Origin of the sequence: Chryseobacterium sp. SIMBA_038, from assembly GCF_046535115.1 — a bacterium.
Lineage (GTDB): Bacteria > Bacteroidota > Bacteroidia > Flavobacteriales > Weeksellaceae > Chryseobacterium.
In genome coordinates this window covers 1-238 of sequence record NZ_JAWRXH010000427.1, presented here as the reverse complement: position 1 = coordinate 238, position 238 = coordinate 1, and the positions used below count along the sequence as shown (strand labels likewise).

The 238-nt window shown below is 35.3% G+C and carries 1 protein-coding gene; it reads left to right on the top strand.

Annotation, left to right across the window (positions count from 1 at the left end; translation table 11 throughout):
* On the top strand, positions 1–238 hold a 238-nt coding region (locus SB689_RS24155; protein WP_410694553.1), incomplete at both ends, for a hypothetical protein.

The following is a 238-nucleotide window of genomic DNA, read 5'->3' as shown; positions in this document are numbered from 1 at the left end:
AAATGCTTCAGACTTCTGCAAAGCTTCAGTTCTGGGAAGTACAACAGGTTCCTGAAATTGCACCTTATTTCCAAACATTAACCACTATGGTTGCTGCAAAAGGAGATTCTATGGGAGTTGCAAAAAATGTGAACTTCATCAACCTTTTACAGTTTGACAAATTAAGAACAAATGGTGTTGCCAATGTAAAATTATCTGATACTGCTGTAGTAAATAAAATTTTAAACAGCAAGGTAGG